Below are 26,141 nucleotides of genomic sequence, written 5' to 3'. Positions count from 1 at the left end.
GCGCATTATCGCCCCACTTGACGCGTTTCGGGACCTGTCACAGCTTACGTTGTACAACGCAGCGAGGATCGCGCGGGTGTCCCGCAGATCACAACAACACACCGATTGGCGTCAAGATTCCTACGCCGACGCGGAGTTGACGTTTCCTTTGCAGACGCGGGGCCCCACCGGACAGTTCCGGCAGGGCCCCGGTCGCTTTCGGGCTACTTGCCCGTGAACTTCTCGTACTCCTTGAGGACCTCGTCGGTCGGTCCGTCCAGGCGGAGTTCGCCGCGCTCCAGCCACAGGACGCGGTCGCAGGTGTCGCGGATCGACTTGTTGCTGTGGCTGACCAGAAACACCGTGCCCGCGTGCTTGCGCAGCTCCCGGATGCGTTCCTCGGAACGCTTCTGGAACTTGCGGTCGCCGGTGGCCAGGGCCTCGTCGATCATCAGGACGTCGTGGTCCTTGGCCGCGGCGATGGAGAAGCGCAGCCGGGCCTGCATACCGGAGGAGTAGGTGCGCATCGGCAGGGTGATGAAGTCGCCCTTCTCGTTGATGCCGGAGAATTCGACGATCTCCTGGAAGCGCTCCTTGACCTGCTCCCGGGACATGCCCATGGCGAGCCCGCCGAGGATGACGTTGCGCTCGCCCGTGAGGTCGTTCATCAGGGCCGCGTTGACGCCGAGCAGCGAGGGCTGGCCGTCGGTGTAGACCTTGCCGCTCTCCGGCGGCAGCAGACCGGCGATGGCGCGCAGCAGGGTGGACTTGCCGGAGCCGTTGGAGCCGATCAGGCCGATGGCCTCGCCCCGGTAGGCGACGAAGGAGACACCCCGTACCGCGTGCACCTTGCGCACCCCGCGTGCCTCGTCGTCGGAGCCCCGCCTGATCATCCGGCTCAGCGCGGCGGTGGCACTGCCCTTGCCCGTCTTGGCGCCGCTGACGCGGTAGACGATGTGCACGTCGTCGGCGATGACGGTGGGGATGTGCTGCCCGGGTACCTGGTCAGCCACGGCCGTACCTCTCCTCCGCCTTCCAGAAGTACAGGAAGCCGCCGACCGCGAGCAGCAGGGCCCAGCCGCCGGCGACGGCCCAGACGTGGTCGGGGAGGTTCTCGGCGCCGTACTCCTCGATGAGCGCGAAGCGCATGAGGTCCATGTAGATGGCGGCCGGGTTCCACTGCAGGACGTTGGCCACCCACTGCGGCTTGTCGGCGAGGAAGACGGGGATGGAGAACATCACGCCGGAGGCGTACATCCAGGTCCGCATCACGAACGGCATCAGCTGGGCGAGGTCGGGGGTCTTCGCGCCGGCCCGGGCGAACACCAGCGCCAGTCCGGTGTTGAAGGCGAACTGCAGGATCAGCACCGGCACGATCAACGCCCAGGAGGCGTCCGGGTAGCTGCCGAAGCCGATCACGACGACGAACATCACCAGCATCGAGTACAGCAGCTGCTGAAGCTGCTGGAGCGCGAAGGAGATCGGCAGCGAGGCGCGCGGGAAGTGCAGGGCGCGCACCAGGCCGAGGTTGCCGGAGATCGCCCGGACCCCGCTCATCACGGAGCTCTGCGTGAAGGTGAACACGAAGACGCCCGTGACCAGGAACGGGATGTACACGTCCTTGGGCATGCCCCTGCTGGCGTTGAGCAGCACGCCGAAGATCATGAAGTACACGAACGCGTTCAGCAGCGGAGTCGCCACCTGCCACAGCTGGCCGAGCTTGGCCTGGCTGTACTGCGCGGTCAGCTTCGCCCGGGAGAACGCCAGGATGAAGTGCCGGCGTCCCCAGAGCTGGCGGACGTACTCCCGCACCGCGGGCCGGGCGCCGCTCACGGCCAGCCCGTACTTGGCGGCCAGCTGGGCGGCCGTCAGGCCCTCGTCGGGCGACGGAAGCGCGCTCACCGCGACTCCGCCGTCATGCGTTGTCTCACTCACAAGTAGGAAACTTTCGTCTTCGCGATGCCCGGCCTTGAGGGGGCTGGGCATGAGCCGGGGGACTCGCGGTCCGGCCGGGAGTCCTCTGGGACGAGCTTGTCAGATGACCGGGGGGCGGCCCAGTCGGGTCAGCCGCCACACCGTACGCCACTTCATGGGCCTGCGCGGCCCGCACGGTGTGGTCCAGCCTTCCCGGAAGCCGCCGAGCCACGCCTTCAGCGCGGACCGCGAGGGCCGCCGGGCCAGGGTGAGCAGCAGCCACACCCCGAGATAGACCGGGACGAGCACGGCGGGCAGGTTGCGGCGGGCCAGCCAGACCCGGTTGCGCGCCACCATGCGGTGGTAGACCGCGTGCCGCGAGGGCGCGGTCGTGGGGTGGTACAGCACCATGTCGGACCGGTAGTCGATCATCCAGCCCGCGTCGAGGGCCCGCCAGGCGAGGTCGGTCTCCTCATGGGCGTAGAAGAACTCGTCCGGCAGTCCACCCACGTCTGCGAAGACCTTCGTACGGACGGCGTTGGCGCCGCCGAGGAAGGTGGTGACCCGGGAGGAGCGCATCGGGTCGGAGGCCCGCAGCCTGGGGACGTGCCGGCGCTGGGTGACGCCGGTGTCCGGGTCGGCGATGCGGAAGCTGACGATGCCGAGCCCCGGGTCGGCCGCGAACGCCCGCCGGCACAGCTCGGCGGTGTCGTGGTGGGCCAGCAGGCCGTCGTCGTCCAGGAAGAGCAGGACGTCGGCGTCCCGGCCGGCCGGGCCGAAGGCCTCGATGCCGACGTTGCGGCCGCCGGGGATGCCCAGGTTCTCGGGCAGCTCGACCGTGCGCACGCCCTCGGGGACGTCCGGCACGGGCGAGCCGTTGCCGACCACGACGACCTGGACGGGGTCGCCGTCCTGCTTGGCCACCGAGTCGATCAGGGCCCTGAGCTCGTCGGGGCGGTTGCCCATGGTGATGATCACCGCCCCGACCTTCAGGGCGGTCACTTGAGCCTGCTCGACGCGAGGATCGACACCAGGTGCAAGAGGGTCTGGAGCACGGCGATGCCCGCGAGGACGGCGACGCCGAGCCGGGTGAAGAAGAGGTCGCCGCGGATCTGGTCGGCTATCGCCAGGGCCAGGATCAGCAAGGACGCCTCGATGCCGAGGATCAGCCGGTGGAACTTCAGCGCGGCGGCGGCCCGGCGGGCCAGCGCCATGCCGGAGGAGCGCATCTCGGCGGCGGCCTCCTTGACCGGCTCCTTGCCGGTCTGGTGGCGGGCGACGCCGACCAGGTCGGTCTCGGCCTTGATCAGGATCGCGCCGAGCGCGGCCAGGGTGCCGAGGAAGGCCCACAGCCAGTCGATGCGGCCGCTCCCCCACAGGTCGGCGGCGCGCAGCCCGAGGCCGACGAGCACGGCGGCGTCGGTGAGGTACGCGCCGACGCGGTCGAGGTAGACCCCGTTCAGCGAGTACATCTTCTTCCAGCGCGCGATCTCGCCGTCCACGCAGTCCAGCAGCAGGTACAGCTGGACGCAGAGCACGCCGAGCACGGCGCCCGGAATCCCCGGCACGAGCAGTGCCGGGGCCGAGAGCACGCCGAAGACGGTCATCAGGTACGTGAGCTGGTTGGGCGTGACCCTGGTGTTCACCAGGTAGCGGTCCACCCGCAGGGACACCTCACGCATGTAGAGGCGTCCCATCCAGTGCTCACCGCTGCGCCGGTCCTTGACCCCCGGGGGGTGGACGACCGGTCTGAGTTCAGCTACCGATGGCCTTGACATAGTCGGCGTAGACGTCCTTGATCTGTTCGGTCTTGAGGTCGAGGTGTTCGAGGATCGTGTAGCGGCCCGGCCGGGTCTCGGGAGCGAACTCCACCGCGCGGACGAACTCGTCCACGGTGAAGCCGATCTCCTCCGGCAGCACCGGCAGTCCGTGGCGCCGGAGCACCTCGGCCATGTACGCCGACTCCTCGTGGGCTCCGCGGAGGTACATCGCGAAGGCCGCGCCGAGGCCGCACTGCTCGCCGTGGGCGGCGGCCCGCTTGGGGAAGAGCAGGTCGAAGGCGTGGTTGATCTCGTGGCAGGCGCCGGAGGACGGGCGGGAGTCGCCCGACACCGACATCGCGATACCGCTGAGGACCAGCGCCTCGGCCAGCACCTGGAGGAAGCCGGTGTCGCCGATGCCGCCGGGGTGGCGCAGCACCGCCTCGCCGGCCTGGCGGGCGATCGCGGCGGCGAGGCCGTCGATCTTCTCGCCCTTGACCCGGTTGGCGAGCTCCCAGTCCGCGATGGCCGAGATGTTGGACACCGCGTCGCCGATGCCGGCGCGCACGAACCGCACCGGGGCCTCGCGGATGACGTCCAGGTCGATCACGACGGCGATCGGGTTGGGCACCCCGTAGGAGCCGCGGCCCGCGTCGTTGTCGAGGGTGGCGACCGGGGAGCACAGACCGTCGTGCGCGAGGTTCGTGGGGACGGCGACCAGCGGGAGGCCGACCCGTGCCGCGGCGAACTTGGCGCAGTCGATGATCTTGCCGCCGCCCAGGCCGACGACGGCGTCGTAGTGGCCGGCCTTTATGTCGCCGGCCAGCCGGACCGCGTCGTCGAGGGTGCCGCCGCCGACCTCGTACCAGGTGGCGCCGGGCAGCAGGGGCGTGAGCCGCTCGCGCAGCCGGGAGCCCGAGCCGCCGCTGACGGCGACGGCGAGCTTGCCGGAGTGCGAGATGCGCTCGTCGGCGAGGACGCATCCCAGGTCGTCGAGGGCACCCGGACGGATGTCGACGACGACCGGCGAGGGGATGAGCCGGGTCAGTACTGGCACGCGATCTCCCGTCCGCGGGCGAGATCGTCGTGGTTGTCGATCTCGACCCACTTGACGTCACCGATCGGCGCGACGTCGATCCGGAAGCCGCGGTTCACCAGCTCCTGGTAGCCGTGCTCGTAGAACTGCTGCGGGTCGGTCTCCCACACGGCCTTCAGCGCGTCGGCCAGCTCGGGGGCGGCGTCGCCCTCGATGAGCGTGACGCCGATGTACTCGCCGGTGGCCTCGGCCGGATCCATCAGCTTGGTGATCTTCGTCATGCCCCGCTCGGGGTCGACGACGACCTTCATCTCCTCGTCGGCGAGGGACTTCACGGTGTCCAGCGCGAGGATGATCCGCCTGCCCTCCCCGCGCGCCGCGAGCAGCGTCTTCTCGACGGAGACCGGGTGCACGGTGTCGCCGTTGGCGAGGATCACGCCGTCCTTGAGGGCGTCACGGCCGCACCACAGGGAGTAGGCGTTGTTCCACTCCTCGGCCTTGTCGTTGTCGATGAGGGTCAGCTTGAGGCCGTACTTGGCCTCCAGGGCGTCCTTGCGCGCGTACACGGCCTCCTTGCGGTAGCCGACGATGACCGCGACCTCGGTCAGCCCGATCTCGGCGAAGTTGCCGAGGGTCAGGTCCAGGACCGTGGGCTCGCCCTCTATGCCCGCGGGCCCCACCGGCACCAGCGCCTTGGGCAGGCTGTCGGTGTAGGGGCGCAGACGCCGTCCGGCGCCGGCCGCCAGCACGAGGCCGATCATGCGGGTTCTCCTTCATCGTGTACGGCGGGGGCCCCTGCGGACACCCAGAAGCGGATGCTCTCGACGAGCACCACGAGGGCGACGGCCACGGCCAGGACCGTGAGCGCGACCTCGAACTGCGGGGCGGTGAGCAGGGCGGCCAGCACCGCGACGAGCAGCGTCCGCCCCTCCTGCCCCCCTACGGCGCGCACCAGCCAGGCCGGCGACGCTCCGGCGTTGCCGCGGATGCGGTACACCGTGTCGTAGTGATGGTAGGCGACGGCGGCCACCAGCCCGAAAGCCGCAGGAAGGGCTCCGTTCACCTCGGACTTCGCCGCGAGGATCAGGACGGTGAGGTATTCGCCGGCGCGGAAGAGCGGCGGGACGAGCCAGTCGAGGGCGCCCTTGAGGGGGCGCGAGACGGCTTCGGCCGACAGCAGGGTGTAGGCCGCGGCCATCAGGACGGTCCACCAGCCCGGTCCCCACACCAGGGCTCCGGCCACGACCAGGACGACGCCGCCGGCCGCGCTGAGCGGCGCCAGGTGGGCGCCCTTGCCGCGCACGATGCGGGCCACGCCCTGGGCGAGGGGGCCGCTGTCGGTCAGGTCCGCCAGCGCCTGCGCGGCCCGGTCGGTGCGCCGGGCCTTGCGGGTCACCGAGCGCAGCACCCGCCCGGCCGTGGTGTACGTCGCCGCGAAGGCGCAGCCGGCGGTCAGCGCGTAGAAGGTGATGCGAGGGGTCGTCGCGGCGGTCAGGACGGCGATCATGGCCCATCGTTCGCCGATGGGCAGGACTATCATCCGGCGCACCCAGACCGTCCAGCCGACGCTGTCGAGCCGGTCGGAGAGGGCGGCGGTGGGGCTGGTGTTGGCGGTGGCGTCGTGGTTGGCCTCGTTGAAGGAGAAGTCGACCACGTGCCGGCAGGTCTGCAGGATCATCGCGCCGAGCGCGAGGGCCCATACGTCGTCGCCGCCCCGGGCCGCTCCGAGGGCGAGGCCGGCGTAGTAGGCGTACTCCTTGATCCGGTCGAAGGTGGCGTCGAGCCAGGCGCCGAGCGTGGAGTACTGCAGGGAGTAGCGGGCGAGCTGGCCGTCGGTGCAGTCCAGCACGAAGGACGCGATGAGCAGGACGCCGGCCGCGACGAACCCGCCCCGGGTGCCGGTGGCCGCGCACCCGGCCGCGATCAGCGCGGTGATCAGGGAGGCGGTGGTGACCTGGTTGGGGGTGAGGCCCCGGCGGGCGCACCAGCGGGCGAGGTAGCGGGAGTACGGGCTGATGCAGAAGGTGGTGAAGAACCCGTCGCGGGCCTTCACGGCCGACTTCAGGCGTACGGCCTCGTCGTCGACGGCGGCGACGGCCTGCCGTGCCTCGTTGCGGGCCTGCGGGTCGGCGGGGACCTCGGCGACCAGGCTGCCCAGCTCGGGGCGGTGGACGCCCTCGCCGTCGGTGTCGAGGGCGGTGACCACGCGGTCCGCGAGGCTGTCCACGTCCCCCACGCTCGACTTCGCTCGCGCGGGGGCACCCCCATGCGCGGTGCCGCCGCTCGCGGAGTTCTCGTGGGCCAGCGCGCGGATGAGGGCCGGCCGGCCCGCCGCCTGCGCGGTGAGCGCGCCCGGGATCGCGGCGAGCGGGAAGCGCGGGTCGGTGAGCCCGAGGCGCAGGGCGTGCACATGGCCGACGAAGCCGGCGTCGACGAGGGCGACCCGTTCCCGGGCCGGCACCCCGGCGAGCAGCTCCGCGGTGTCGGCGGCGTCGGCGGCTTGCCGGACGTCGAAGCCGAGGGAGCGCAGATCGCCCTCGATCGACGATCCGGGGACCGGCTGACCGGTGAGGATGGCGGTCGGCAAACCGAACTCACTCCCTGGGTCCCGACGCGTCCGCGCCGGTCGTGTGCACGATGGGGCGCCCTGGGCCTGCCCCGGTCGGGGCCGGGCGGGCGGCATGTCGGCAGAGGCTATCCGATGCCGGGAAGGCCGCGTTCACCGGCCGTTCAGCTCCGGTCAGGCGGTCGGACGGCACGGTGTGAACCGGCCTTTGCCGAGATCATCATCATCGATCGGCGGCCCGCCCGACAAACCGCGACGGCCGCGGACCACGAACCCGGGAGCCATGTGCCCGACATAGGGGACATTGGGGGCGGCGCGGGGCCGCGACATAGGGTGGGCGGCCATGACGTGGCTGATCACCGGCGGAGCCGGATACATAGGGGCCCATGTGGCGCGGGCCATGACGGGTGCCGGGGAGCGCGTCGTCGTCCTGGACGACCTCTCGGCCGGGTTCCCGGCCCGGCTGCCGGCCGACGTGGAGCTGGTGCGGGGCTCCGCGCTGGACCCGGCCCTGCTCAAGGAGGTCCTGGCCGGGCACGCCGTGACGGGCGTGGTGCACCTGGCCGCGCACAAGCAGGTCGCCGAGTCGGTGGCGCGGCCCACCCGCTACTACCGGGAGAACGTCGGCGGTCTGGCCACGCTCCTGGAGGCGGTGGCCGAGGCGGGGGTGCGGCGGTTCGTGTTCTCCTCGTCCGCGGCCGTCTACGGCAACCCGGAGGTGGACCTCATCACGGAGGACACCCCCTGCGCCCCGGTGAACCCGTACGGCGAGACCAAGCTCGCCGGGGAGTGGCTGGTGCGGGCCGCCGGGCGGGCGCACGGCATCACGACGACGTGCCTGCGCTACTTCAACGTGGCCGGTGCCGCGGCGCCCGAGCTGGCCGACACCGGGGCCTTCAACATCGTGCCGATGGTCTTCGACCGGCTGACCCGCGACGAGGCCCCGCGGATCTTCGGCGAGGACTACCCGACGCCGGACGGCACCTGCGTACGGGACTACATCCATGTCGCCGACCTGGCCGAGGCGCATCTCGCGGCGGCCCGCCGGCCGGCCGGCGACGGAGGCGATCTCACCGTGAACATCGGGCGCGGCGAGGGCGTCTCGGTGCGCGAGCTGGTCACGCTGATCGGCGAGGTGACCGGGGACGCCCGGCCCGCGGTGGTCGAGGGGCGGCGCCCGGGGGACGCGCCGCGCGCGGTCGCCTCGGCGGAGCTGGCCGCGCGGGAGCTGGGCTGGACGGCCCGGCGCGGGGTGCGCGAGATGGTGGAGTCGGCCTGGCGGGGCTGGCAGCTCCACCAGGGCTGAGCGGCCGGTGAGGGTGCCCTGACCTGCGCTTCGTTTGCGCAGGTCAGGGCACATGACAACGGTGTTCAGTGCCGCGTTGCCGGATACCCCCCACCCGTAGTTCACTGTGATCCCGGGCGACCACAGGAGGGTGCTTTCCATGGGGGCTGGGCACGACCACGGCCACGGACACACGCACGCGCCGACCACCGGTACGGCCGCGGCGGCGTACCGCGGCAGACTGCGCGTCGCACTGGCGATCACGCTCGGCGTCATGATGGTCGAGATCGTCGGCGGACTCCTCGCGGACTCCCTCGCGCTGATCGCGGACGCGGCGCACATGGCGACGGACGCGCTGGGCCTCGGCATGGCGCTGCTCGCCATCCACTTCGCGAACCGTCCGGCGAGCACCAACCGCACCTTCGGGTACGCCCGCGCCGAGATCCTGGCCGCGCTCGCCAACTGTCTGCTGCTGCTCGGGGTCGGCGGGTACGTCCTGTACGAGGCGGTGCAGCGGTTCGTCACCCCGGCCGGCACCGAGGGCGGGCTGATGATCTGGTTCGGCGCCATCGGTCTGGTCGCGAACCTGATCTCGCTCACGCTGCTGATGCGCGGCCAGGCGGAGAGCCTGAACGTGCGCGGGGCGTTCCTGGAGGTGGCGGCGGACGCGCTGGGCTCGGTCGCGGTGCTGATCTCGGCCGTGGTGATCCTGACCACGGGCTGGGAGTACGCCGACCCGATCGCCTCGCTGGTGATCGGCCTGATGATCGTGCCGCGCACGGTGAAGCTGCTGCGCGAGACGCTCGACGTACTGCTGGAGGCGGCGCCCAAGGACGTCGACATGGCGGAGGTGCGGGCCCATATCGTCGCCCTGGACGGGGTGGAGGACGTGCACGATCTGCACGCCTGGACGATCACCTCGGGGATGCCGGTGCTGTCGGCGCACGTGGTGGTGCGCTCGGACGTGCTGAACGCGATCGGTCACGAGAAGATGCTGCACGAGCTGCAGGGCTGCCTCGGCGACCACTTCGACGTGGAGCACTGCACCTTCCAGCTGGAGCCGGTCGGCCACGCGGAGCACGAGGCCCGGCTCTGCCACTGAGCAATTCGCACACCGGTTCAGGACGGTTCCTCACCCGGGGCCCCGGGCAAGATCACCCGCGGAGCCCGCCGCCGCGCGCGGGACGGGCGCGGCGTTTGTGTGAAGCGCCGGGCGGGCCGGGCTCGTACGGCAGACTGGGGACGCGAGGACCGATGCTAAGGATGGGTATGCCGATCACACCTGCCACCGCGACGCAGAGCTCGTCGAGCGGCGCCGCGGAAGCGATTTTGCTGGAACTGGTCGACGAGGACGGCGTGACGATCGGCACCGAGGAGAAGCTCGCGGCCCACCGGCCGCCGGGCCTGCTGCACCGCGCCTTCTCCGTGTTCCTGTTCGACGAGCGGGGCCGGCTGCTGCTCCAGCAGCGGGCGCTCGGCAAGTACCACTCCCCCGGTGTGTGGTCCAACACCTGCTGCGGCCATCCCTATCCGGGCGAGGCGCCCTTCGCGGCGGCCGCGCGGCGCACGTTCGAGGAGCTGGGGGTGTCCCCGTCGCTGATGGCGGAGGCGGGCACGGTCCGCTACAACCATCCGGACCCGGCGTCGGGCCTGGTCGAGCAGGAGTACAACCACCTCTTCGTCGGGATGGTGCAGTCGCCGCTGCGGCCGGACCCCGAGGAGGTCGGCGACACGGCGTTCGTGACACCCGACGAGCTGGCCGAGCGGCACGCGAAGGACACCTTCTCCGCCTGGTTCATGACCGTGCTGGACGCGGCCCGGCCCGCGGTACGGGAGCTGACGGGGCCGTCGGCCGGCTGGTGAACCTCAGGGCATCCGCAGCGGTTTGAGCGGCAGGGCGGCCCAGATCACCTTGCCGCCGCCGGCGGTGTGCTCGACGTCGCAGACCCCGCCCGCCTCTCTGGTGATCTCCCGCACCAGAAGCAGCCCGCGGCCGTTGGTCTCCTCGTGGTCGGCCTCCAGGGCCGTCGGGCGGTAGGGGTGGTTGTCCTCGACGGCCACCCGCACCCACTCGGCCCCGACGGCCACCTCGACCGCGAGCGTCGGCGACAGCAGCGCCGCGTGCCGGACGGCGTTGGTGACCAGTTCCGAGACGATCAGCAGCAGCCCCTGGACCAGGTCCTCCGAGACCGGCACCCCCTGGCGCAGCAGCAGGTCGCGCACGGCGTGCCGGGCCTGGGGGACGGAGGCGTCCAGGGCGGGTGCGGTGAACCGCCAGACTCCTTCGTAGGGCAGCGGCCGCCGCCCTGGGTCCGCCAGGGACTCGAGAGGTGCGTCGTCCGCGCCGCCCTCTGGGCGTGGGTCGGGCCCGCGCCCGTGGTTGTCCATCGTCCGGTCGCCACCCTCGCGCTCGATTGTCACCACACGTCGAGTGTTGGTAAAGAGCCGCGTCACCCCGCGCGACTGACCAGAAGTCAGCCATTATCGAGTGTTCCCGACCGTTCTCGCCCGGATCAGCCATGGCCACGACCGTTCCTGATCCGATGATGCCGCTTTCGCTCACTCTTCGGGTTGTACGGGTTCGGCGGCCCCCTAGGCCGGTCTCGACGGCGGTTGCCCGCTTCGTCCCCGGAGGCCGCTGTGACCGGGCCGGGAGCGCGGAGGCTAGCATCCGGGCCATGGAGCCCGAACTGCTGCACGGCGTCACCGACGGCGTCGCCACCGTCGTCCTGCACCACCCGGCGAAGCGCAACGCCATGACCGCCGCGATGTGGGCCGCGCTGCCGCCGCTGCTGGAGGCGCTGGCCGCCGATCCCGAGGTGCGGGCGCTGGTGCTGACGGGCGCGGGCGGCACCTTCTGCGCGGGCGCCGACATCTCCACGCTCCAGGGCTCGCCGGACGAGGCTCAGACGCTGGCCGTACAGGCGGAGGACGCCCTCGCCGCGTTCCCCAAGCCGACGCTGGCCGCCGTGAAGGGGCACTGCGTGGGCGGGGGCGCGCAGCTCGCGGCGGCCTGCGATCTGCGGTTCGCCGAGGAGGGGGCGCTGTTCGGCGTGACCCCGGCGAAGCTCGGCATCGTCTACCCGTCCTCCGCCACCCGTCGGCTGGTGGCGCTGGTCGGCCCGGCCGCCGCCAAGTACCTGCTGTTCTCGGGTGAGTTGATCGACACCGAGCGGGCGCTGCGCACCGGTCTGGTCGACGAGGTGCTGCCCCCCGACGCACTGGACGAACGGGTCGCGGAGTTCACCCGCGTCCTCGTCTCGCGCTCCCGGCTCACCCAGGCGGCCGCGAAGGAGTTCGCGAACGGCCGGACGGACCGGGACGCCCACTGGGCCGCCCAGGCCCGGCTCGGCGGCGACACCGCGGAAGGGGTCGCCGCGTTCCTGGAGCGCCGGGAACCCCGCTTCACCTGGACCGTCACGTCAGGATGAACCGGCTGCGCGCCCGCAGCGCGTCGACGAGGTGCGCGGGGGCCTTGTGCGGGGCGCCGGCGTCGTAGGGCGGCTGCGGATCGTACTCCGTGGCCAGCTGTACGGTCCGGGCGTGGTCGTCGCCCGCGATCCGGCCGAGCAGGGCGAGCCCCATGTCGATGCCGGAGGAGACGCCGGCCGCGGTCACGTACTTGCCGTCGAAGACGACGCGTTCACCGGTGGGTTCGGCGCCGAACGCCGCCAGCCGCTCCAGGGCCAGCCAGTGCGAGGTGGCGCGGCGGCCCCGCAGGAGTCCGGCGGCGGCCAGCAGCAGGGAGCCGGTGCACACGGAGGTCGTCCAGGTGCTGGTGGCGTCCGCGGCGCGCAGCCACTCCAGCAGCGGCTCGTGCTCCATCAGGTCGCTCTGCCCGGGCCCGCCCGCGACCACCAGCACATCCGGGTGCGGTACGTCGGCCGGTGCCCGGTCGGCGACGACCGCGAGGCTGCCCCGGTCGGTGCGGACGGGCCCGGGGCGGGGCGACACGAACACGGTCTCCGCGCCGGGGGTCCGGGCGAGGATCTCGTAGGGGCCCACGGCGTCCAGGGCGGTGAAACGGTCGTAGACGAGGATCGCGATCTGCATCGGGTTCTGCAGCGTGTTCTGCATCGGGTTCCTTCCCGGTGGTTCAGTGGGCGGATGCCGGGCGGAAGCGGCGGCGGTACTCCGCGGGGGCCGTGCCGAGCGCCCTGAGGAAGGCGCGCCGCATCGCCTCCGGGGTGCCGTAGCCGCTGGCGCGGGAGATCTCCTCGACGCCGTCGGCGGTGTCCTCCAGCAGCCGGCGGGCGTGTTCGAGGCGGACCCGGTCGACGTAGCGGCCGGGGGTGGTGCCGGTGTCGGCGCGGAAGGCACGGGCGAAATGACGCGGGGAGAGCCGGGCGCGGGCGGCGAGCGTCTCGACGCTCAGATCGGCGTCGGGGTGCTCGGTGATCCAGTGCTGGACCTCCCGCAGCGGCTCGCGCCGGGCGGTCTGGGCGGCGAGCTGGGCGCTGAACTGGGCCTGGTTGCCCGGCCTGCGCAGGAAGACGACCAGATGGCGGGCGACGGCCAGCGCCGCGTCCCGGCCGAGGTCCTCCTCGACCAGGGCGAGCGCCAGGTCGATGCCGGAGGTGACGCCCGCCGACGTGTAGACGTGGCCGTCGCGGACGTAGATCGGATCGGGATCGACCCGGACGGCGGGATGGTGGCGGGCGAGGGTGTCGCCGTAGGCCCAGTGGGTCGTCACCCGGCGGCCGTCGAGCAGCCCGGCCGCGGCGAGCGGGATCGCGCCGGTGCACACGGACACCAGACGCTCCGCGCGCGGGGCGTGCGTGCGCAGCCAGTCGGTGAGCTCCGGGTCGTCCCGGCGGGTGCCCCGGCCGCCCGGGACGACGAGGGTGTGCGGGGCACGCGCGCGCGTGAGGGCCTCGTCCGGGACGAGTGTCAGCCCGCTGGAGGTGCGCACCGGGGAACCGTCCAGGGAGGCCGTGCGGACCCGGTAGGACCCCGGGGTGTGGCGCTCTGCGCCTGTGAAGACCTCCAGGGGGCCGGTGACGTCGAGACTCTGGACGTCGTCGAACAGGATGAACAGGACGGTGCGGGCAGTGCGGACGGTGCGGACGGGTCGCTGCGCCATGGGCACGATTCTTCGCGGGGAGCGCGGAGGGCGGCAATGACGAATACCCCACCTTTTCTGCCATGCGGGGCGATGTCGTCGGGGCAGCGGCGGGTTGTCGGTGCCACCTGCCACAATTGCGGCGCAACCTCAGTGGAGAAGGCGGTACGGGCTCGTGACGACACCGGGATCCCTCGAAGCAGGGTCCATCGAAGGCAGGATCGCCGAGGAGCTCGGCGTACGGGAGCGGCAGGTCAAGGCCGCCGTGGAGCTGCTCGACGGCGGCTCGACGGTGCCCTTCATCGCCCGTTACCGCAAGGAAGCGACCGAGATGCTCGACGACGCGCAGCTGCGCACGCTCGAGGAGCGGCTGCGCTATCTGCGGGAGCTGGAGGAGCGGCGGACGGCGATCCTGGAGTCGGTGCGCGAGCAGGGCAAGCTCACCGACGCGCTGGAGGCGCAGATCCGGGGCGCCGAGACGAAGGCGCGGCTGGAGGACATCTACCTCCCGTACAAGCCCAAGCGGCGCACCAAGGCGCAGATCGCGCGCGAGGCGGGTCTCGAGCCGCTGGCCGAGGGCCTGCTCGGCGACCCGGGCGTGGAGCCGCTCGCGGCGGCGGCCGCGTTCGTCGACGCCGACAAGGGCGTCGCCGATCCGCAGGCCGCGCTGGACGGCGCGCGGGCGATCCTGACCGAGCGGTTCTCGGAGGACGCCGACCTGATCGGCGAGTTGCGCGAGCGGATGTGGGGGCGCGGGCGGCTGGCCGCCAAGGTGCGCGACGGCAAGGAGGAGGCGGGCGCGAAGTTCGCCGACTACTTCGAGTTCGCGGAGCCGTTCACCGAGCTGCCCTCGCACCGGATCCTCGCGATGCTGCGGGGCGAGAAGGAGGAGGTCCTCGATCTCGTCCTGGAGCCGGAGGAGCCCTCCGAGCAGCCCGGTCCCTCGTCGTACGAGGGGATCGTCGCGTCGAGGTTCGGCATCGCCGAGCGGGGCCGGCCGGGCGACAAGTGGCTGACGGACACGGTGCGCTGGGCCTGGCGGACCCGCATCCTCGTCCACCTCGGCATCGACCTGCGGCTGCGGCTGCGCACGGCCGCCGAGGACGAGGCGGTGAACGTGTTCGCCGCGAACCTGCGGGACCTGCTGCTCGCGGCGCCCGCCGGCACGCGCGCGACGCTGGGCCTCGACCCCGGTTTCCGTACGGGTGTGAAGGTGGCGGTGGTCGACGCGACCGGGAAGGTCGTCGCGACGGACGTCATCTACCCGCACGTCCCGGCGAACAAGTGGGACGAGGCGCTCGCCAAGCTGGCGCGGCTGGCGAAGGAGCACGCGGTCGACCTGGTCGCGATCGGCAACGGCACGGCGTCCCGCGAGACCGACAAGCTCGCCGGTGAGCTGATCACCCGGCACCCGGAGCTGAAGCTCACCAAGGTGATGGTGTCCGAGGCGGGCGCCTCGGTGTACTCGGCCTCCGCGTTCGCCTCGCAGGAGCTGCCCGACATGGACGTCTCGCTGCGCGGCGCGGTGTCCATCGCGCGCCGGCTGCAGGACCCGCTCGCCGAGCTGGTGAAGATCGACCCGAAGTCGATCGGCGTCGGCCAGTACCAGCACGACCTGTCCGAGGTGAAGCTGTCGCGTTCGCTGGACGCGGTGGTGGAGGACTGTGTGAACGGCGTCGGTGTGGACGTCAACACGGCTTCGGCGCCGCTGCTCGCCCGGGTCTCCGGCATCACCTCGGGACTCGCCGAGAACATCGTGGCGCACCGGGACGCCAACGGGCCGTTCTCGTCCCGTACGGAACTGAAGAAGGTGTCGCGGCTCGGCCCCAAGGCCTACGAGCAGTGTGCGGGCTTCCTGCGGATCCGGGGCGGCTCCGACCCACTGGACGCCTCCAGCGTGCACCCCGAGGCGTACCCGGTCGTCCGGCGGATGGTGAAGACCTCCGGCCAGGAGGTGGCCTCCCTCATCGGCAACACGGGTGCGCTGCGCTCACTGCGCCCGGCGGACTTCGTGGACGACACCTTCGGTCTGCCGACCGTGACCGACATCCTGAAGGAGTTGGAGAAGCCGGGGCGCGACCCTCGGCCCGCTTTCAAGACGGCCAGCTTCAAGGAGGGCGTGGAGAAGATCTCCGACCTGGCGCCCGGGATGGTCCTGGAGGGCGTCGTGACGAACGTGGCGGCCTTCGGGGCGTTCATCGACGTCGGTGTCCACCAGGACGGGCTGGCGCATGTCTCCGCGCTGTCGAAGACGTTCGTCAAGGACCCGCGGGACGTGGTCAAGCCGGGTGACATCGTCAAGGTGAAGGTCCTCGACGTCGACATCCCGCGCAAGCGGATCTCGCTGACGCTCCGGCTGGACGACGACGCGGCCCCGCAGGGCCAGGACCGTTCCTCCGGCGGGGGCCGGCCACAGCGGGGCGGCGGACGTCCGCCGCAGCAGCGGCAGCAGCAGGGCGACCGGCGCGGCGGGAACGGCGGCCAGCGCGGGGGTGGCGCCGCGCGCCAGGCCCCGCCGCCGGCGAACAGCGCGATGGCCGACGCACTGCGCCGGGCGGGCCTGCTCGACCCGAAGAAGGGCCGCGGCTGACCTGACCGCGGGGCCCCGGTTCCCGACAGGGCGCCGGGGCCCTCGCCCCTCGTACAGTGACGGTATGACCACTTCGCGTGTCCTCACCTGGACCGTCACGGCGAGCGGCGGCTACGAGACCGCGTGGACCGAGACCGGAGAGGGCCTGCTCCGGGCCCGGGGACGCGCGGTCGGGACACTGCCGGAGCCGTACTGGGTGTCGTACGACCTCGACACCGCCGACGGTTTCGTGACGCGGCGGCTGCGGGTGACCGTGGAGACCGCCGAGCGGACCAGGTCGCTGGACCTGCGGCACGACGGCCGGGGCGGCTGGACGGCCGACGGGGAGCCGCTGCCCGGCTTCCGGGACGCCGTCGACTGCGATCTGGGCCTGTGCCCCCTCACCAACACCCCGCCGGTACTCCGGCACGGCCTGCACCGGACACCGGGCGAGCGACGCCTGCTGACGGCCTGGGTGTCGGTACCGGCCCTCACCGTACGACCCTCCTGGCAGACCTACACCCACCTCGGACCGGACGTACGGGGCACCCGGGTACGGTTCACGTCCGGCAGCTTCCGCACCGAGATCACCTTCGACCGGGACGGCTTCGTACAGGACTACCCGGACCTGGCCACGCGTCTCACCTGAAAACGAGGCCGGAGGGCAGCGCCCCTGAGGGGCGCGGGGAACTGCGCGACCGGCCACGACGTACCCGTGGCTGCCCCGCCCGCAGCGCCCAGGCACCCGCTTCAGGCCCGGTGTCTAGCGTTCCGTCAGCTTGCCATCCGCCATTTCCAGGCGGCGGGTCACCTGGACCGCGTCCAGCATGCGGCGGTCGTGGGTGACGAGGAGGAGCGTGCCCTCGTAGGTGTCGAGGGCCGTCTCCAGTTGTTCGATGGCCGGGAGGTCGAGGTGGTTCGTGGGCTCGTCGAGGACGAGGAGGTTGACGCCGCGGCCCTGGAGGAGGGCGAGGGCGGCGCGGGTGCGTTCGCCGGGTGACAGGGTGGCCGCCGGGCGCAGGACGTGGTCCGACTTCAGACCGAACTTGGCCAGGAGAGTGCGCACTTCGACCGGTTCGGTGTCGGGGACTGCCGCGCAGAAGGCGTCCAGCAGGGACTCCGAGCCGTGGAACAGCTTGCGCGCCTGATCGACCTCGCCGACCAGGACACCCGAGCCGAGCGCCGCGTGCCCGCCGTCGAGGGGGATCCGGCCGAGGAGCGCGGCGAGCAGCGTCGACTTGCCCGCGCCGTTCGCGCCGGTGACGGCGACCCGGTCGGCCCAGTCGATCTGCAGGGTCACCGGGCCGAAGGTGAAGCCGCCCCGCCGTACCTCCGCGTCCCGCAGGGTGGCGACCACCGCCCCGGAGCGCGGGGCGGCCGCGATCTCCATGCGCAGCTCCCACTCCTTGCGGGGCTCCTCGACGACCTCCAGGCGCTCGATCATCCGCTGCGTCTGCCGGGCCTTCGCGGCCTGCTTCTCACTGGCGTCGCTGCGGAACTTGCGGCCGATCTTGTCGTTGTCGTTGTTCGCCTTGCGGCGGGCGTTCTTCACGCCCTTGTCCATCCAGGAACGCTGCATCTGGGCGCGGTCCTGGAGGGCGGAGCGCTTGTCGGCGTACTCCTCGTAGTCCTCGCGCGCGTGCCGACGGGACACGTCCCGCTCCTCCAGGTAGGCGTCGTAGCCGCCGCCGTAGAGGTTGATCTGCTGCTGGGCGAGGTCGAGTTCGAGGACCTTCGTGACGGTGCGGGTGAGGAACTCGCGGTCGTGGCTGACGACGACGGTGCCCGCGCGCAGCCCGGTCACAAAGCGTTCGAGGCGCTCCAGGCCGTCGAGGTCGAGGTCGTTGGTGGGCTCGTCGAGGAGGAAGACGTCGTAGCGGGACAGCAGGAGGGAGGCGAGGCCCGCGCGGGCTGCCTGGCCGCCGGACAGAGCGGTCATCGGCTGGTCCAGGCCGACGCCGAGGCCGAGGGAGTCGGCGACCTCCTCCGCCCGCTCGTCGAGGTCGGCCCCGCCGAGCCCGAGCCAGCGCTCCAGGCTCGTCGCGTACGCGTCGTCCGCGCCCGGTGCGCCGTCCACCAGGGCCTGGGTCGCCTCGTCCATGGCCCGCTGGGCCTCGGCGACACCGGTACGACGGGCGAGGAACTCCCGGACGGTCTCACCGGGGCGGCGCTCCGGCTCCTGGGGCAGATGGCCTACGGTCGCGGTGGGCGGGGAGAGCCTGAGTTCGCCCTGTTCGGGCGTGGTGAGCCCGGCGAGCAGCCTGAGCAGGGTGGACTTGCCCGCGCCGTTGGCACCGACCAGCCCGATCACGTCACCGGGCGCGACGACGAGGTCCAGCCCGGAGAAGAGGGAGCGGTCGCCGTGTCCGGCGGCGAGGTTCTTGACGACGAGGGTGGCGGTCACAGGTCGTAGATCCTAGTGGGCGCGCGGCCGGCCGGGCGCGCGGGTTTCCCGGCCGCCCTCGCCGTACCCCCGTCTCCTCGGCTACCGTCCGCCCGTGGACAGTGCCGGGCGGGACGATGTGGTGGTGATCGGCGGCGGGGTCGTCGGGCTGACGACGGCCCTCGTCCTGGCCGAGCGCGGGCGGCGGGTGCGGCTCTGGACGCGGGACCCGGTGGAGCGGACCACCTCGGCGGTCGCCGGTGCGCTCTGGTGGCCGTACCACATCGAACCGCTCGCGGCGGCGCGCCGGTGGTCGCTGCGCTCGCTTCAGGTGTACGAGCAGCTGGCCGGCCGGGCCGAGGAGACCGGCGTACGGCTGGTCGAGGGCGCGATGGGCGGGGTCGATCCCGCCGAGGTCCGGGGCTGGGCGCCGCCGGGCCGGCCGGCCGGGTTGCGCCGGGCCACCGAGCGGGAGTACCCGGGCGGGGACGCGATGTGGGCACGGCTGCCGCTGATCGACATGGCGGTGCATCTGCCCTGGCTGCGGGAGCGGCTGCGCCGGGCGGGTGGCTCGGTCGAGGAACGCACGGTGACCGATCTGGCCGGGGCCGAGGCACCGGTGGTCGTCAACTGCACGGGCCTCGGCGCGCGGGAACTGACGGGCGACCGGTCGGTGCGGCCCCAGCGCGGGCAGCTGGTCGTGGTCGAGAACCCCGGCATCGACACCTGGCTCGTCGCCGGGACGTCGGGCGGCGAATTGGCCTATCTCTTCCCCCAGCCCGGCCGCCTCCTCCTGGGCGGCACGGCCCAGGACGACGACTGGTCCCCGGAGCCGGACCCGGCCCAGGCCGAGGCGATCGTACGGCGGTGCGCGGCCCTGCGCCCGGAGGTCGCCGATGCCCGGATCCTGGACCACCGAGTGGGCCTGCGCCCGGTGCGGCCCGCGGTGCGACTGGAGCGGGAGACCCTGCCGGACGGCCGGGTCCTGGTGCACCACTACGGCCACGGCGGCGCCGGCGTCACGGTGGCCTGGGGCTGCGCCGAGGAGGCGGCGACCTTGGCTGCAACCCCCTGAAGGGGCGCGGGGCTGTATCGCTGTGCGGCTCCGCCGCGTGGGCGCGACCAGCCACGACGCACCCGCAGCCGGCCGACGACACACCACAGCCTCTACGGAATCCGATACGCCCCCCGCAACCCACGCACACCGTCCAACGGACCGGAGTCGAGCCCACCCCCCGCAGCCCCGGACGTGGCCGCCGCAAACGCAGCGCTACCCCCGACGAACGGCACCCTGGCCGACGTGCGAGCCAGATCCACACTCAGCGTGGGCGTATCCGCAGGCGGGTCGATGAGGTCCTTGTCCGTGCCCGCGACGATCAGCGCCAGCCGGTGTCCGGCCGGGACGACATGGTCGGTGGCGGCCAGGTCGAGGGTGATCGTGTACCGCCGGCCCGGGGTGAGCGGGACGCCCTTGCCGGGGTCGGCGTAGGTGCCGAGGTCGGCCCAGCCACGGCTGAGGACCGTGAAGTCGACGTCGGCGGTCTTCGCCCTGGTCTCCTTGAAGCAGGCGCTGTCACCGGCCGTGCTCTCGCCCCAGCAGGTGCGGTCGGTGAGGGTGGTGATGCCCTCGCCGCCCGCCGCGTAGTCACGGATGGTGTCGGGGCCGAGGTCCACGAGGACGGCGCTGAGGTGGGCCGTCGCCGTGGTCGGGGTGGCGGTGACGGTGACCTGTGAGGAGCCGGACAGGCGCAGACCGCGGGTGAGCGGCCCGGTGACGAAGCCCGCCTTGGCGGGGGTGGACGTGTCGGTCTGCGCGGCCCAGTCGGTCTCGCTCAGCCGCGGGTCGTCGGTGAAGGTCTCGGTGCCGGTGCCCCGGCGCAGACCGAGGGTGCCGACGCCCGGCAGGGTGCCGGCGGCCGGGCGCAGGGTCACGGGCCGGGTGCCGCGTGGCGGCCAGACCGCCGAGGTGACCCACTGGTCGGGGTGACGTTCGACGTCGGCCATGGGCTCGCGGTCGATGCCGTTGTCGTAGCCGAGGAGTTCGTGGTCGAACCAGCGGTGCAGGGTGTCGACCCAGGCGGCGCGCCGGAAGTCGAAGGGGTCGACATGGCCGGTCTGGGAGAGCCAGATCTTGCGCTCGACGCCGTTCTTCGCGAGGGCGTCCCACCACTGGCCTACGTGCCGGGTGCGGACATTGAGGTCCTGCAGACCGTGGACGAGGAACACGCTCGCCCGGACCTTGCGGGCGTCCTTGACGTAGTCCCGCTCGGTCCACAGGGACGTCCGGTCGCCCGTGCGCGGAGCCCCGTCGACGAGTGCGCGCTGGACGGCGGCGCACCGGGCGCGGGCGTCGGGGCTGTCGACGTAGTCGGAGAGCCAGTCGGGGCCGGAGTCGTAGAGGGGGGCGCCCTGGGAGAAGTAGTAGTCGTACCAGGAGGAGATCGCCGAGATCGGGACGACGGTCTTCAGGCCCTCGACCCCGGTGGCGGCGACGCCGTTGGCGATGGTGCCGTCCCAGCTCTTGCCGATCATCCCGGTTCTGCCGTTGGTCCAGCCCGCCCGCGCCGTGGTGGTGCCGGTGCGGGTGGTGTAGGCCTTGGCGCGGCCGTTCAGCCAGTCGACCACGGCCTTGGCGGAGAGGATGTCGGAGCGGCCGCCGACGTCCACGCAGCCGTCGGAGCGGTTGGTGCCGGCCAGGTCGACGCCGACGAAGGCGTAGCCGCGCGGGACGAAGTAGTTGTCGTAGAACAGCGGCATCTGGACGACGTCGCCCGCGGTGTCGTACGTCTTGCGCTGGCTCTCGTTGCCGCGGCCGCAGCAGGAGTAGTAGGGGCTGGCGTCCATGATGACGGGCACCTTGCGGCCCTGGGCGGCCGGTTCGCGGGGGCGGACGATGTCGACGGCGACGCGGTCGTGTCTCCCGTCGCCGTCGCCGTCGAGGCCGGTGTCCACCCAGACGGCCTCGCGGATCGCCTGCGCGTAGGAGTAGACGGGCCTGCTCTCGCGCGGGGCGCCGTGGGCGGTCACCGGGGTGAGGAAGCCTGCCACCAGAAGGGTGAGGGCGGCGGTCGCGAGCGTTCTCCAGATCGTGAAGCGCGTGCGTGTCGGCATGCGCGGGACGGTACATCGGTCAACACCCGTGCAGAAGAGGGCGTTTGTGAGCCGCCTGTGAGCGCCGGGGGCGCGGTGGCCGGAACACGTCCATGCGGGTGGTGCGCCCATGACGGCCGAATGGCGATCGTGTGACAGGGGCGGCGGTGGACGCGGGCCGGGCACAGGGAGTCAATAGGCTTCGAACAGCCCTGGTACCCCCACGACTTGGAGCTCTCGTGCACCGCAGATTCCTCGTGCCCGGCGCACTCGCCGCCGCGTCCGTCCTGCTGGCGATCCCGGCGTCCGCCGCGGGCGTCTCCCCCGGTGCGCCGGGCATCGGCGACCCCTACTATCCGGCGTACGGCAACGGAGGGTACGACGTCTCCCACTACGACCTGCGGCTGACGTACCGTCCGGCGACGGACGAGCTGTCGGGGACCGCCACGATCCTCGCGCGGACCACCGAGGACCTGTCGAGCTTCGACCTGGACTTCCTGCTGGACGTGAGCGAGGTACGGGTCAACGGCGCGACCGCCGCCTTCGCCCGTTCCGGTGAACACGAACTGGTCGTCACCCCGAAGACCTCGCCGGCGAAGGGGACGCCGCTGACCGTCGTCGTCCGGTACTCCGGGGTGCCGTCGACGAAGAGCGCGTACGGCTTCTCCACCTGGCACCGCACCCCGGACGGCGCGGTCGCGGCGGACGAGCCCGAGTCCGCCTGGTGGTGGTTCCCGAGCAACGACCACCCGTCGGACAAGGCGACCTACGACGTGTCGGTGGCGGTGCCGGACGGCACCCGGGCGATCTCCAACGGCACCCTCCAGTCGACGACCTCCCGCCTGGGCTGGACCCGCTACACCTGGCGGCAGAACAAGCCGCAGGCGACCTATCTGGCCACCCTCGCGCTCGGCAGGTTCGACATCACCACCGGCACCTCCGAGGGCGGTGTCCCGGTCGTCAACGCCTACAGCGAGGACCTCGGCGACCAGGACGGGGCGGCGCGGGCGAGCGTGGAGCGCACCGGGGAGATCGTCGACTGGCTGAGCGGTGTGTTCGGGCCGTATCCGTTCTCCTCGGCCGGCGGCTACGTGCCGAACACCACGACCGGGTTCGCGCTGGAGACGCAGGGCCGGGTGTACTACAGCCCGCGGCAGTTCGCGAACGGCTCCAACACCTCCGTCGTCGTGCACGAGTTGGCCCATCAGTGGTACGGCGACTCGGTCTCCGTCAAGGGCTGGAAGGACATCTGGCTCAACGAGGGCTTCGCCCGGTACGCACAGTGGCTGTGGTCCGAGCACGAGGGCGAGGGCACGGCGCAGGAGCTCGCCGACTACGTGTACGCCTCGCACCCGGCCGACGACGCGTTCTGGACCGTGAAGCCGGGTGACCCGGGCGCGGACAAGCAGTTCGACATCGCCGTGTACGACCGGGGGGCGCTCGCGGTGCAGGCGCTGCGCAGCGCGATCGGCGACGAGGCGTTCTTCGCCGTGCTCAAGGGCTGGCCGCAGAGCCGCGCCTACGGCAACGCCGACGTCGCCGACTTCCGGGCCTACGCCGAACAGGTCTCCGGCAAGGATCTCGGCGCCCTGTTCGACACCTGGCTGTACCAGCCGACGAAGCCCGCCGCGCCGGCGGCGCGGGCCGGGGTCGCGGCACCGGCCGCGGCGGTGCAGCCGCGGTCCTGGAAGAAGATCGAGGCGACGAACGGGGTGCACGAGCACTGAGTCCGGGCCGGTGTGGGTATCAAGCCGGGCAGGGATCGTGCAGCGCGCGAAGAAACGGGGCGGGCCATGGCCGGTGCGGGGAACAGCAACGAGGGTCTCGGTGTGTGGAGAGTCCTGACGCTCGTCGGGGCCGTGGGACTGGGTATCGGTCTGATCGGGCAGGTTCCCGTGCTGACCCTGCTCGGCTCGCTCGTCGCGCTCGTCGGCGTGATCGGACTCACGGCGGCCCGGCGCAAGCAGAACTGACGCCTGCTCAGCCGTCCCCGTGGTCGTACACGGTGACGGCTATCCCGCGGCGCACGAGCCGCTCGGCGACGAGCGGCTCCACGCGCGACCACTTGCCGCCGGCGAGGCCGCAGCCTATCCGGGGCATGTGGACGGAGGCGTCGAGGTCGAGGACGCGGTCGGCCAGGCGGGCCAGCGCGGTGTCGATGGCCTCGTAGCGCACGGGCACGCCCTTGCTGCCCGTGCGCACGCCGCGCTGGCCGATCATGTTCGCGACCCACACGTCGGGCTTGACCCGCACGAGCTGGAGCGCGCCCAGCCCGAAGTCGTTGGAGGCGCGCTCGCGGTGCCAGGCACGGTACGACGCCTCCGGCTCCGGCCAGCGGCGGGAGAGGGCCAGGACGAAGCCCTTCCCCCATCCCCCGATGTCGTTGCAGACATGGGCGATCACCTTGGTGCCCTTCACCGACGGCACGGTGGCGTCACCCCGGACATATGTGATCTCCGCCATGACGCCACCGTAGGCGATGCCACTGACAGTGGCCCTGGCCTGCTACTTCGTGAGGCCGGCGCGTTACTTCTCACACGGCCGCCCTCGCGACGGCGATACTGCTGCCCATGACGATCGAGACCGACGAGCCGCCCCTCACGGTCGATGAGCTGGCCGCACGCGCGGGGGTCACGGTCCGCACGGTCCGCTTCTACAGCACCAGGGGCCTGCTGCCGCCGCCCGTGATCGGTCCGCGCCGGGTGGGGCACTACGGTCCGGAACATCTCGCGCGTCTGGAGCTGATCGAGGAGTTGCAGCGGCAGGGCATGACCCTGGCGGCGATCGAGCGCTACCTGGGGCAGCTGCCGCCCGGCCTCGACGCGCACGACCTCGCCGTGCACCGGGCGGTGGTGGCCTCCTGGGCGCCGGGCACCGACGAGTCGGTGAGCGGCGAGGAGCTCCGGCGGCGGGCGGGGCGGCCGCTGTCCGAGGAGGACGTACGACGGCTGGTGGCGATGGACGTCGTCGAGGCCGCGGGCGACGGCGGCTACCGCGTCGACTCCGGTCTGCTGCCGCTCGGGGTGCGGCTGCTCGACGTACCGCTGTCGCAGGAGGTGATCCTCGCGGCGCGCAGCACGCTGATCGAGCACTCGCGCGCGGCGGCGCAGGAGCTGTCGGGGCTGCTGCGGGAGGCGGTGTCCGAACGGGACGCGCAGGACGTGCGCTCGCTGACCGCGCAGATGCGCCCGCTGGTCGTGCAGGCCCTGCTGACGACCTTTCAGCGCTCGCTGCGGGACGAGCTGCGGCTGTGGCTGTCGGAGGCGCAGACGGGCGGCTGAGGGGCGGCCGGCGCGCGGCGGGCCAGTCGGCGGCCCCACGCCTGGCCGGGTGCCTCGACCCACCGGTACGTCAGCGCGCACAGCGGCAGCAGCACCGCGACGAAGGCCACCAGGAGCAGGGGCTCGTCGCGCCGCTGCCGGCCGATGGTGCCGTCGACCGCGGTGAGCAGCACCGGATGCAGCAGGTAGACGGAGTAGCTGATCACGCCCAGCGCGGCCGCCCCGCGCGGGATCCGCCGCCGGCGCGCCGCGAAGGCGGCGGCGAAGGTGAGCACGGCCAGCAGGAACGCCGTGATCCAGCCGCGCCGGGTGAAGTAGTGGCCGTCGCCGTACCGCCAGGCGCTGCCCACCGCGCACAGGAGCACCACGGCCGCCGCGCAGGCCGCGGCCCGCCAGGTGCTCCCGCCGGTCTCGGCCCGGTGGACGGCGGTGCCGAGGAACATCACGGCGAGGATCACCAGGCTTTCCCACTGCGGCACGGTGCTGTCGAACGCCACCAGGGCGAGCGCGAGGAGCCCGCCCAGCACTCCCCCGGCGACGCGCAGCGCGGGCGGGCCGGCGCTCGCGCAGCACACGGCGACGGCCAGGGCGACCGCGGTGACGGCGATCAGTGGACCGGTGCCGATCAGACCGGCCAGGGCGGAGCCGGGCAGCGAGCCGCCCACGAGCGCGCCGACGGCGGCGAGCAGGGCCAGGATGACGGCGACCGCCGCCGACCGCTGGTGCAGTCGGACCGTGAAGAGGGCGACGACCAGCAGGTAGAAGGCCATCTCGTAGGACAGCGTCCACAGGACGAGCAGCAGACCGGGTGTCCCCAGCAGTTCCTGGAGCAGGGTGAGGTGGGCGAGCGCCGTGGCGAGGGCGCTGCGGCCGCCGTGGTCGGTGCGCAGGGGGGCGACGCCCACGAGGCCGAGGACGAGGACCGTGCCGACGGCGAGCGCCCACAGCGGGTAGAGGCGCAGGATCCGGCCGGTCCAGAAGCCGCGGACACAGCCCCGGCGCTCCAGCGAGGCGGGGATGACGTAACCGCTCACGAGGAAGAACACCGTGATGCCGTAGCGGCTGGTGTTGAAGTGCGGCATGAGGTCCCGCCGGAACTCGGGCAGGAAGGTGGCGGACGCGTGGTCGAACACCACCACGAGGGCCGCGACGGCGCGCAGCGCGTCCAGCCAGTCCCATCGTGACCGCTTCGCGCCGTCCACTCGCGTCCCTCTCT

General features: G+C 72.4%; 24 protein-coding genes. 10 read left to right on the top strand and 14 right to left on the bottom strand.

Annotated elements, in window-relative coordinates; translation table 11 throughout:
• Positions 1–203: 203 nt before the first annotated feature.
• The 7 genes from ABZ464_RS38255 to ABZ464_RS38225 form a co-directional block, all read right to left on the bottom strand.
• A complete protein-coding gene (locus tag ABZ464_RS38255; RefSeq protein WP_359285479.1) occupies positions 204–992 on the bottom strand; it encodes an ABC transporter ATP-binding protein in 789 nt (262 codons plus the stop codon).
• Complete coding sequence (locus ABZ464_RS38250; protein ID WP_359285477.1) at positions 985–1,914, bottom strand: ABC transporter permease; 930 nt, start codon at positions 1,912–1,914, stop codon at positions 985–987. Before ABZ464_RS38250 ends, ABZ464_RS38255 begins: the two co-directional genes overlap by 8 nt.
• A gap of 99 nt (positions 1,915–2,013) precedes the next feature.
• Positions 2,014–2,895, bottom strand: a complete 882-nt coding sequence (locus tag ABZ464_RS38245; RefSeq protein WP_359285474.1) for a glycosyltransferase — start codon at positions 2,893–2,895, stop codon at positions 2,014–2,016.
• On the bottom strand, positions 2,892–3,671 hold the full coding sequence (locus ABZ464_RS38240; RefSeq protein WP_359285471.1) for a CDP-alcohol phosphatidyltransferase family protein: 780 nt from the start codon (positions 3,669–3,671) through the stop codon (positions 2,892–2,894). Before ABZ464_RS38240 ends, ABZ464_RS38245 begins: the two co-directional genes overlap by 4 nt.
• Positions 3,649–4,710 carry an iron-containing alcohol dehydrogenase family protein gene (locus tag ABZ464_RS38235; protein ID WP_359285468.1) on the bottom strand — a complete coding sequence of 354 codons (1,062 nt, stop codon included), beginning with the start codon at positions 4,708–4,710 and terminating at the stop codon, positions 3,649–3,651. The genes ABZ464_RS38240 and ABZ464_RS38235 overlap by 23 nt, the downstream gene beginning before the upstream one ends.
• A complete protein-coding gene (locus ABZ464_RS38230; RefSeq protein ID WP_359285465.1) occupies positions 4,698–5,450 on the bottom strand; it encodes a phosphocholine cytidylyltransferase family protein in 753 nt (250 codons plus the stop codon). Before ABZ464_RS38230 ends, ABZ464_RS38235 begins: the two co-directional genes overlap by 13 nt.
• Positions 5,447–7,276: a DUF5941 domain-containing protein gene (locus tag ABZ464_RS38225; RefSeq protein WP_359285462.1), complete on the bottom strand. Its 1,830-nt coding sequence runs from the start codon at positions 7,274–7,276 to the stop codon at positions 5,447–5,449. The genes ABZ464_RS38230 and ABZ464_RS38225 overlap by 4 nt, the downstream gene beginning before the upstream one ends.
• A 322-nt stretch (positions 7,277–7,598) precedes the next feature.
• Between ABZ464_RS38225 and galE the strand changes: the two genes are divergently transcribed.
• From galE to idi, 3 genes are all read left to right on the top strand, one after another.
• Positions 7,599–8,561 carry a UDP-glucose 4-epimerase GalE gene (galE, locus tag ABZ464_RS38220; protein ID WP_359285459.1) on the top strand — a complete coding sequence of 321 codons (963 nt, stop codon included), beginning with the start codon at positions 7,599–7,601 and terminating at the stop codon, positions 8,559–8,561.
• A 139-nt stretch (positions 8,562–8,700) separates the two neighbouring features.
• Complete coding sequence (locus tag ABZ464_RS38215) at positions 8,701–9,642, top strand: cation diffusion facilitator family transporter (protein ID WP_359285456.1); 942 nt, start codon at positions 8,701–8,703, stop codon at positions 9,640–9,642.
• 167 nt (positions 9,643–9,809) lie between these two features.
• A complete protein-coding gene (idi, locus tag ABZ464_RS38210) occupies positions 9,810–10,403 on the top strand; it encodes an isopentenyl-diphosphate Delta-isomerase (RefSeq protein WP_359285453.1) in 594 nt (197 codons plus the stop codon).
• Positions 10,404–10,406: 3 nt separating this feature from the next.
• Here idi and ABZ464_RS38205 read toward each other — a convergent pair whose 3' ends face one another.
• On the bottom strand, positions 10,407–10,928 hold the full coding sequence (locus ABZ464_RS38205; protein WP_359285508.1) for an ATP-binding protein: 522 nt from the start codon (positions 10,926–10,928) through the stop codon (positions 10,407–10,409).
• A 290-nt stretch (positions 10,929–11,218) separates the two neighbouring features.
• Here ABZ464_RS38205 and ABZ464_RS38200 point away from each other — a divergent pair, with 290 nt between their 5' ends.
• A complete protein-coding gene (locus ABZ464_RS38200; protein ID WP_359285451.1) occupies positions 11,219–11,971 on the top strand; it encodes an enoyl-CoA hydratase/isomerase family protein in 753 nt (250 codons plus the stop codon).
• Here the strand turns inward: ABZ464_RS38200 and ABZ464_RS38195 are convergent.
• Positions 11,958–12,593 carry a DJ-1/PfpI family protein gene (locus ABZ464_RS38195; protein WP_359285505.1) on the bottom strand — a complete coding sequence of 212 codons (636 nt, stop codon included), beginning with the start codon at positions 12,591–12,593 and terminating at the stop codon, positions 11,958–11,960. The two genes, ABZ464_RS38200 and ABZ464_RS38195, sit on opposite strands and share 14 nt — an antisense overlap.
• A gap of 43 nt (positions 12,594–12,636) precedes the next feature.
• Positions 12,637–13,623, bottom strand: coding sequence for a GlxA family transcriptional regulator (locus ABZ464_RS38190; RefSeq protein ID WP_359285448.1), 987 nt, complete (start codon positions 13,621–13,623; stop codon positions 12,637–12,639).
• Between the two features lie 154 nt (positions 13,624–13,777).
• On the opposite strand from ABZ464_RS38190, the gene ABZ464_RS38185 reads away from it, so the two are divergent.
• Positions 13,778–16,192, top strand: coding sequence for a Tex family protein (locus ABZ464_RS38185; RefSeq protein WP_359285447.1), 2,415 nt, complete (start codon positions 13,778–13,780; stop codon positions 16,190–16,192).
• Between the two features lie 64 nt (positions 16,193–16,256).
• Positions 16,257–16,820: a putative glycolipid-binding domain-containing protein gene (locus ABZ464_RS38180; protein WP_359285445.1), complete on the top strand. Its 564-nt coding sequence runs from the start codon at positions 16,257–16,259 to the stop codon at positions 16,818–16,820.
• Positions 16,821–16,934: 114 nt separating this feature from the next.
• On the opposite strand, the gene ABZ464_RS38175 is transcribed toward ABZ464_RS38180, so the two are convergent.
• Positions 16,935–18,575 carry an ABC-F family ATP-binding cassette domain-containing protein gene (locus tag ABZ464_RS38175; protein WP_359285442.1) on the bottom strand — a complete coding sequence of 547 codons (1,641 nt, stop codon included), beginning with the start codon at positions 18,573–18,575 and terminating at the stop codon, positions 16,935–16,937.
• A gap of 94 nt (positions 18,576–18,669) precedes the next feature.
• Between ABZ464_RS38175 and ABZ464_RS38170 the strand changes: the two genes are divergently transcribed.
• Entirely contained in the window at positions 18,670–19,629 is a 960-nt protein-coding gene (locus ABZ464_RS38170) for an FAD-dependent oxidoreductase (protein ID WP_359285440.1), read from the top strand.
• Between the two features lie 92 nt (positions 19,630–19,721).
• Here ABZ464_RS38170 and ABZ464_RS38165 read toward each other — a convergent pair whose 3' ends face one another.
• Complete coding sequence (locus tag ABZ464_RS38165) at positions 19,722–21,665, bottom strand: Xaa-Pro dipeptidyl-peptidase (protein WP_359285439.1); 1,944 nt, start codon at positions 21,663–21,665, stop codon at positions 19,722–19,724.
• A gap of 218 nt (positions 21,666–21,883) precedes the next feature.
• On the opposite strand from ABZ464_RS38165, the gene ABZ464_RS38160 reads away from it, so the two are divergent.
• A complete protein-coding gene (locus ABZ464_RS38160; RefSeq protein WP_359285436.1) occupies positions 21,884–23,371 on the top strand; it encodes a M1 family metallopeptidase in 1,488 nt (495 codons plus the stop codon).
• A gap of 66 nt (positions 23,372–23,437) precedes the next feature.
• Positions 23,438–23,617, top strand: a complete 180-nt coding sequence (locus ABZ464_RS38155) for a hypothetical protein (RefSeq protein WP_359285434.1) — start codon at positions 23,438–23,440, stop codon at positions 23,615–23,617.
• Between the two features lie 7 nt (positions 23,618–23,624).
• On the opposite strand, the gene ABZ464_RS38150 is transcribed toward ABZ464_RS38155, so the two are convergent.
• Positions 23,625–24,107 (bottom strand): macro domain-containing protein, encoded by a 483-nt coding sequence (locus ABZ464_RS38150; RefSeq protein ID WP_359285431.1) that lies wholly within the window; start codon positions 24,105–24,107, stop codon positions 23,625–23,627.
• A gap of 107 nt (positions 24,108–24,214) precedes the next feature.
• On the opposite strand from ABZ464_RS38150, the gene ABZ464_RS38145 reads away from it, so the two are divergent.
• The gene (locus tag ABZ464_RS38145) at positions 24,215–24,925 is read left to right on the top strand and encodes a MerR family transcriptional regulator (RefSeq protein ID WP_359285429.1); all 711 of its coding nucleotides are present in this window, start codon (positions 24,215–24,217) and stop codon (positions 24,923–24,925) included.
• Here ABZ464_RS38145 and ABZ464_RS38140 read toward each other — a convergent pair.
• Positions 24,865–26,127, bottom strand: a complete 1,263-nt coding sequence (locus tag ABZ464_RS38140; protein WP_359285426.1) for an acyltransferase — start codon at positions 26,125–26,127, stop codon at positions 24,865–24,867. The genes ABZ464_RS38145 and ABZ464_RS38140 overlap by 61 nt on opposite strands.
• Positions 26,128–26,141 lie beyond the last annotated feature (14 nt).

It is taken from the genome of Streptomyces sp. NPDC005820 (genome assembly GCF_040630255.1).
GTDB lineage: Bacteria > Actinomycetota > Actinomycetes > Streptomycetales > Streptomycetaceae > Streptomyces.
This window is presented reverse-complemented; position numbering and strand designations above follow the sequence as displayed.